Raw genomic sequence first — 6,353 nt, forward strand, 5'->3', positions numbered from 1 at the left:
CCACCGGAGGCCAGCAGGTTCACCGCGAACGTCGCACGAATGTTGTTCTCGGCCAACGAGCCCAGCGGTAGCAACAGCGCCCGCGGACGCGACCCGGTACGGGCCAGGTGGACGTCGGAACGGTCTCGCAGCGCTTCGAACTCCGCGGCATAACGCACCAACTTGCCCGCAGCGAGCGGGGAATACGACGAATCGCTCTGCGGCAGCGGCGGTTCGCCGAGGTTCGGGAACTCGTTGACACCGGTGATCGCGGTCCGCCGGTGGGCGACGTCGTCGGCGCGGCGCCCGGCGATCTCGGCGATCTCCGCGGCGATGAAGTCGCGCGCCCCGATGAAGCCACCGCGCGCCTCGATGGCCTGGAACTGCTGCCACGCCTGCTGTGCCAGCTGGGCGGTGAGGTCTTCCACGAACCACGATCCACCTGCCGGATCCAGGATGCGGCCGACGTGTGACTCCTCGAGCAGCAGCAACTGGGTGTTTCGCGCGATGCGTCGCGCGAAACTGGTTGCCACATCCGGGAATCCGCCTTCGATCGCCACGTCGAACGGGAAAACCAGCAGCGAGTCGGCGCCGCCGACACCGGCACCGAAAGCGGCCAGCGTGCAGCGCAACATGTTCACCCAGGGATCGCGTTGGGTCATCATCGGCAGTGACGTCTCGGCGTTGATGACGGCCGCACCGGAATCCGGCTCGCCGAGCACCTCGGCGACCCGGGCCCACAGGTTGCGGGCCGCACGCATCTTGGCAATCGTCATGAACTGGTCGTCATCGGCGGCCAGCCGGAAGCTGATCTGCTTCAGCGCCTTGCCGATTGACAACCCGGACTCGGTGAGCACCCGCAGGTAGGCCACCGCGGCGGCAATGGCGGCGGCGACTTCCCATGTCGCGTTGGCACCCAGATTGTGGAAGGCCGGTCCGTCGACGCTGATCGCGCGCACGCCGGTGTGCTGGGTAGCGCGCTTGGCGACGGCGACAACCTCCTCGACCGCCGTGGCGGGCCGCCCGCTCAGCGAAGCGGTCAGAGGGTCACCGCCCAGATCGATCGACAGAATGGCCCGCTGGTCGGGTTCCACCCCGTCCGCAAGCGACAGCGCGACATCGGCGGCAGCCGCGTAGTCGGCGCCGGCCTCGAGGATGAGCGGCGCCATGGACAGATAAACGCCTTCGAGCGCCGCCTCGAGCTGGTCGGGCGCCAGCCCGGACTCCCCTATCCGCAGCACCAGGGTGCTCGCTCCGTTGGCCAGCGCGTCGAGCACGGCGGAATTGACGTCTTTCGCCGCAACACCGGGCACCGGAGTGGCCGGGAATGCCTCGGCTACCTTCCAACCCGACTTGACGTCGCGCAGCGCGTCCCCGCCGCGGACGTACGGCCACTGGCCGGGGAGCGGCGGCTCGGGAACCTCGTCCAGCGCGGTGTAGAGCGCGCGGACCGCGATCCCGTCGTAGGTCGGTGTTTCCAGCAGCCGCTCCGGCTCGTCCCCCAACTGCTCGGGGTCCTTCCGGGTGCTCTTTGACAGCACGCCGGCGACCGCACTGCGCCAACGCCCGCGGACCTGTTCCAGGTCCGCAAGTTCGGGTACATCAATGGACACCGATTGCTCCCTTTTTCCCAGCATTCGGGAACGTTCTTTGGGGATACCACTTGATAAAGAGGCTAATTGATCGAGCCTCTCCCCTGAAAACCGCCGGTGGTGGCGTCGCGCCGGGCATCCGATGAAACGCCAGCCTCGAGAAACGTCTTATTCATCGGCTACCCGTAACCTTGTGAGGCGTGACGGCTTCCGCCACCTGCAAGATCAGCCAGACACTTCGCGATCTCGGGTCTTCTCTGCGCGCCGCTGCGCGCCAGGTGTCTCGGTCGCGGATCGTGTGGACAGTGGTCGGCATCACAGTTCTGGTGCTCCTCGCCTCGTGGATTCCGTTGCCCTCGCCGATGCAACTGCGCGACTGGGCCCAATCGCTCGGCCCGTGGTTCCCGCTGGCGTTCTTCATCGCGCACATCGTCGTGACGGTGGTGCCCGTTCCGCGCACGGCATTCACCCTGGCGGCGGGGCTGCTGTTCGGCCCGGTGCTGGGCATCGCCATCGCGGTGACCGCGAGCACGGCGAGCGCGATGATCGCGATGCTTGTGGTGCGCGCGGCCGGTTGGCGGCTGAACAGAGTCGTCAGGCACCGATCCATCCACACGGTCGACGAGCGCTTGCGGCACCGGGGCTGGTTGGCCGTGTTGTCACTGCGGTTGATTCCCGCCGTGCCGTTCTCCGTGCTCAACTACGCGGCGGGCGCGTCGACGGTGCGGGTGCTGCCCTATGCGCTGGCCACGCTGGCCGGACTGCTTCCCGGCACCGCCGCCGTGGTCATCCTCGGTGACGCACTCGCCGGTCACATCAGCTGGCCGCTGTATCTGGTGTCGGCATGCACCGCCGCGTTGGGACTGACCGGGTTGGTGTTCGAGCTTCGCCAGTACCGTCGGCACCACCGTCGCCGCGCGAACCACCATCTCTACGACGAACCCTCCCCCGAGCCGACCCCCGTCGGCCGATAGGGGGCTAACTCCGCCTCGGCCCCGTCGCCGTCATTGCGGCGAAGGTGGCCAGGAATGTCGCCGCCGGAATGGCGTTGACGGGCTTGTCGTGTGCGCGGACGTGCGCACCCACCGCCAGCGCGAAATACAGCGTCAACATCGCGGTCGTCAGCCGCGCCAGGGCCGGAAACCGGGTCACCGACAGCAGGCCGATCGCGGCGGCCGCCTTGACCACCGGCAGCACCGGCCGGATGTTCTCCGGAACGCCGACATCATCCAGAACCTTCTTGATGGGGGCCACCTGAACCGCGCACGCCACCGCGTCGACGGCGTGGAAAGCCCCCAGCGCCGCATAGGTTTTCGGTGAACTCAAAACAGTCATCACCCAATCCTATTTGGTCAGCTCCGGCGGCATGCCGGGCCTGCCGTCCACCGGCTGGCGGGCTATCGCTTCGGCCTTGGCAACCGCTTGCGCAATCGCCGGGTCGGTCTCGGTGGAGAACCAGTCGGCGACTTCGGCCTCGTCGTTCTCGACGGCATGCTTGGGCGGGTCCTCGACCGGAGACGGCTCGAACCGGAACACCCCGTCCTCCCCCGGGGAACCCAGCAGTTTGGTGAATCCCTGCAGCGCCGCGTTGAAGTCGCTGGGCACCACCCACACCTTGTTGGCGTCGCCGCGCGCCATCTCCGGCAGCGTCTGCAGGTACTGGTAGGCAAGCATTTCCGGAGTGGGCCTGCCCGCCTTGATCGCCGCGAACGTCTTCTCGATGGCCTTGGCCTGCCCCTGCGCCTGCAGATACGCGGCCGCGCGCTCGCCCTGCGCGCGCAGCATCCGGGACTGCCGCTCGGCCTCTGCGGCCAGGATCGCGGCTTGCTTGGCGCCCTCGGCGGCCAGGATCTGCGCCTGCTTCTGGCCTTCGGCCTCCTTGATCGCGGCCTCGCGCATGCCCTCGGCCGTCAGGATCATCGCGCGTTTTTCGCGGTCGGCCTTCATCTGCTTTTCCATCGACGCCTGAATCGACGGCGGCGGGTCGATGCTGCGCAACTCGACCCGGGCGACGCGCAGGCCCCAGCGACCGGTCGCCTCGTCGAGCACGCCCCGCAACTGGCCGTTGATCTGGTCACGCGACGTCAGCGTCTGCTCGAGCGTCATGCCGCCGACGACGTTGCGCAGTGTGGTGGTGGTCAGCTGCTCGACGCCGACGATGTAGTTGCTGATCTCGTACACAGCCGCTTGCGGAACGGTGACCTGGAAGTAGACCACCGTGTCGATGTTGAGGGTCAGGTTGTCCTCGGTGATCACCGGCTGCGGCGGGAACGACACCACCCGCTCACGCAGGTCCACCCGGGCGCGGATCCGGTCGATGAACGGCACCAGCAGCGTTAACTGACCGCTGACGGTTCGGCTGTACCGACCCAGCCGTTCGATCACCGCGGCCTCGGCCTGCGGGATCAGCGCAACCGACTTGGCCACCACGACCATGGCAAAGATCACCAGAACGGCCAGCAGGACCACACCAGCAACCATCGGAATTCCTTTCTCTTGCAGCGTTTCTCGCGCTGCGCTATAAACCGCTCTTGAACACGACCGCCGTGGCGCCGTTGATCTGCATGACCGTGACCGGCTCGCCGGGTTCGTAGGTTTCGTCTTCGTTGAGCGGGCGCGCGGTCCAGACCTGGCCGTCGAGTCGTACCTGGCCTTCGTCGCGCGCGACCCGTTCGAGCACCAGCGCGGTTTTGCCCGTTAGGGCCTCGATGCCCAACGGCACGGGGACGGCCGGTGTCAGCCGCCGGCGCAGCGCGGGCCGCACCAGCGTCAGGAGCAGCACCGAAACGATCAGGAACACCGCCCCGTCGACCCAGACTGGCCAACCCGTCAGCCAACTTGTCAGTGCGGCAGCCAAGGCGCCCCCGCCGAGCATCATTAAAAACAAATGGCCGGTGAGTGCCTCCGCACCGGCCAACACCAGCGCGAATATTAGCCAAAGCACAGCGGCGTGCATGCGGCCAGAATACGCGTGATCGGCCTTTGCGGGACAAAACAACTACACTGCGAAATCGTGTGGTGTCCCAGTGTCTCGCTGTCCGTGTGGGCCAATGCCTGGCTCGCGGGGAAGGCCGCGCCCGACGACGTCCTGGACGCGTTATCCATTTGGGCGCCAAAGCAATCGGTAACGGCGTATGATGCGGTCGCGGCGGGCCATACCGGGCTTCCGTGGCCCGATGTGCACGACGCCGGGACGGTCACGTTGCTGCAGACGCTGCGCGCCGCGGTCGGCCGGACAGGGTGCGCACCCGACGGGCCCGATCGGCTGAGCGGGACGATCAACGTGGTTTTGCCCGTACCCGGCGATGTGCGCGGGTTGGCACCCGGCACGCAGTTCGAGCGCGACGCGCTGGCCGCCGGCGAGGCGGTGATCATCGTCAATCCCCACAATCCCGGCACGGCGGTCGGGCTGGTCCCCGAGTTCTTCTACGACGACCTCGACGAGCCCGTCGAGGACGACATGGGCCTACCGGAAGTGGGCGCACTGATCTGGACGGTGTACTCGCTGCCCGGCGCTCCCGTATTCGATCACTACGAGCTCGGCGACGCGGAGTACACGCTCCGTTCCGCGGTGCGATCGGCCGCCGACACGCTCGGCGCCATCGGGCTGGGATCCGCCACGGCCGACATTGAGGACCCGCGCGGACTCGTCGAACAGCTGCTGGAATCCGCACGGCAACACCGCATTCCCGACCACGCGCCGACGCGCGCGGTGCGGGTGCTGGAGAACGCCGCCCACGTCGACGCGATCATCGCGGTCAGCGCGGGGCTGAGTCGGTCGTCGGAATCCCCGGATCGGCTCGCGGCGCCCATCGTCGCCGGCATCGAGCCGCTCGGGACGCGGTCGGCATCGGAGGCCCGCATCGCCGGAGATGCGTTGCGGCCGTTGACCGCGGTGGTGCGTTCGGCGCGGATGGCCGCGATCAACGCGATCATGCACTCGGCCTGGTCCGACTAGGCCTGGGTTGCCGCTAGCCGCATTCCGGCGCGGCGCAGTGTGGCGGACGGCACGCCGCTCCGTCGACGCTGGCGAGGCAACCGGGCACCGGGTCGGCGCCGCCGACCCGCGCGGGCGACTTGCCTTCGCGCAGTTCGTCGATCAAGCCGGCGGCCAGTTGCGCGAATCGCCTGTCGGCGTTAGGCGTGGTCGCGCGCGCGAACGCAATTCCCGCCGCCTCGGCCTGCGAGCGCAGTTCGTTGTCGAGATCCCACACCACCTCGATGTGGTCGGCGACGAACCCGATGGGGCAGACGATGACCGCTCGCGTTCCGGACGCGGCCAGCGCCGTGAGATTGTCGGCGACATCGGGCTCCAGCCACGGCACCTGGGGTGGGCCGGACCGCGACTGCCACGCCAGATCGTAGTCGGCGTAGCCGGCGGCCGCGGCGACCAGCCTTGTCGCATAGGCGACTTGGCGGCTGTACAGGCGTGGACCGCAGCGCTCGTCGGCGGCCACCGGGACCGAATGCGCGGTGAACACCAGTCGCGCGTCGTCGCGCAGCGCGGCGGGCAGGGTCACCGAGGCCGCGGCGACGGACTCGGCGAACATGTCCACGAAGAGCGGATGGTCGAAATAGGTACGCAACTTGACCAACTCGGGCGCATCCGGCCCGGCCGCCCGGCGCGCCCTGGCGATGTCCTCGACGTACTGCGTGCAGCTGGAGTATCCGCTCCACGCCGACGTGGTGAACACCGCGGCACGGCGACTTCCGTTGTCGCGCATGGTCGCAACGGCGTCTTCGACGTAGGGCTCCCAGTTGCGATTGCCGAAATACACCGGC

Annotated in this window: 7 protein-coding genes; 2 read left to right on the top strand and 5 right to left on the bottom strand. The window is 68.1% G+C overall.

What is annotated here, in order from left to right:
- Positions 1-1,592, bottom strand: a 1,592-nt coding sequence (mutA, locus tag JOZ00_RS26955) for a methylmalonyl-CoA mutase small subunit (RefSeq protein WP_293350740.1), incomplete at its 3' end; no start/stop codon positions are given.
- A 179-nt stretch (positions 1,593-1,771) separates the two neighbouring features.
- Here mutA and JOZ00_RS26960 point away from each other — a divergent pair.
- A complete protein-coding gene (locus JOZ00_RS26960) occupies positions 1,772-2,545 on the top strand; it encodes a TVP38/TMEM64 family protein (RefSeq protein ID WP_293350743.1) in 774 nt (257 codons plus the stop codon).
- 4 nt (positions 2,546-2,549) lie between these two features.
- Here the strand turns inward: JOZ00_RS26960 and JOZ00_RS26965 are convergent, their stop codons facing one another.
- The 3 genes from JOZ00_RS26965 to JOZ00_RS26975 are packed head-to-tail and all read right to left on the bottom strand — an operon-like array spanning position 2,550 to position 4,527.
- The gene (locus tag JOZ00_RS26965; protein WP_293350746.1) at positions 2,550-2,906 is read right to left on the bottom strand and encodes a DoxX family protein; all 357 of its coding nucleotides are present in this window, start codon (positions 2,904-2,906) and stop codon (positions 2,550-2,552) included.
- Positions 2,907-2,915: 9 nt separating this feature from the next.
- Positions 2,916-4,052: an SPFH domain-containing protein gene (locus tag JOZ00_RS26970; RefSeq protein ID WP_293350749.1), complete on the bottom strand. Its 1,137-nt coding sequence runs from the start codon at positions 4,050-4,052 to the stop codon at positions 2,916-2,918.
- A gap of 37 nt (positions 4,053-4,089) precedes the next feature.
- A complete protein-coding gene (locus JOZ00_RS26975) occupies positions 4,090-4,527 on the bottom strand; it encodes an NfeD family protein (protein ID WP_293350752.1) in 438 nt (145 codons plus the stop codon).
- A 57-nt stretch (positions 4,528-4,584) separates the two neighbouring features.
- Here JOZ00_RS26975 and JOZ00_RS26980 point away from each other — a divergent pair, with 57 nt between their 5' ends.
- A complete protein-coding gene (locus tag JOZ00_RS26980; protein WP_293350755.1) occupies positions 4,585-5,529 on the top strand; it encodes a hypothetical protein in 945 nt (314 codons plus the stop codon).
- Between the two features lie 13 nt (positions 5,530-5,542).
- Here JOZ00_RS26980 and JOZ00_RS26985 read toward each other — a convergent pair.
- Positions 5,543-6,353 (bottom strand): ferrochelatase (locus tag JOZ00_RS26985; RefSeq protein ID WP_293350758.1); only part of this gene is annotated, 811 nt, incomplete at its 5' end.

The organism is Mycobacterium sp. (assembly GCF_019243155.1).
In the GTDB taxonomy this organism is placed as follows: Bacteria; Actinomycetota; Actinomycetes; order Mycobacteriales; family Mycobacteriaceae; genus Mycobacterium.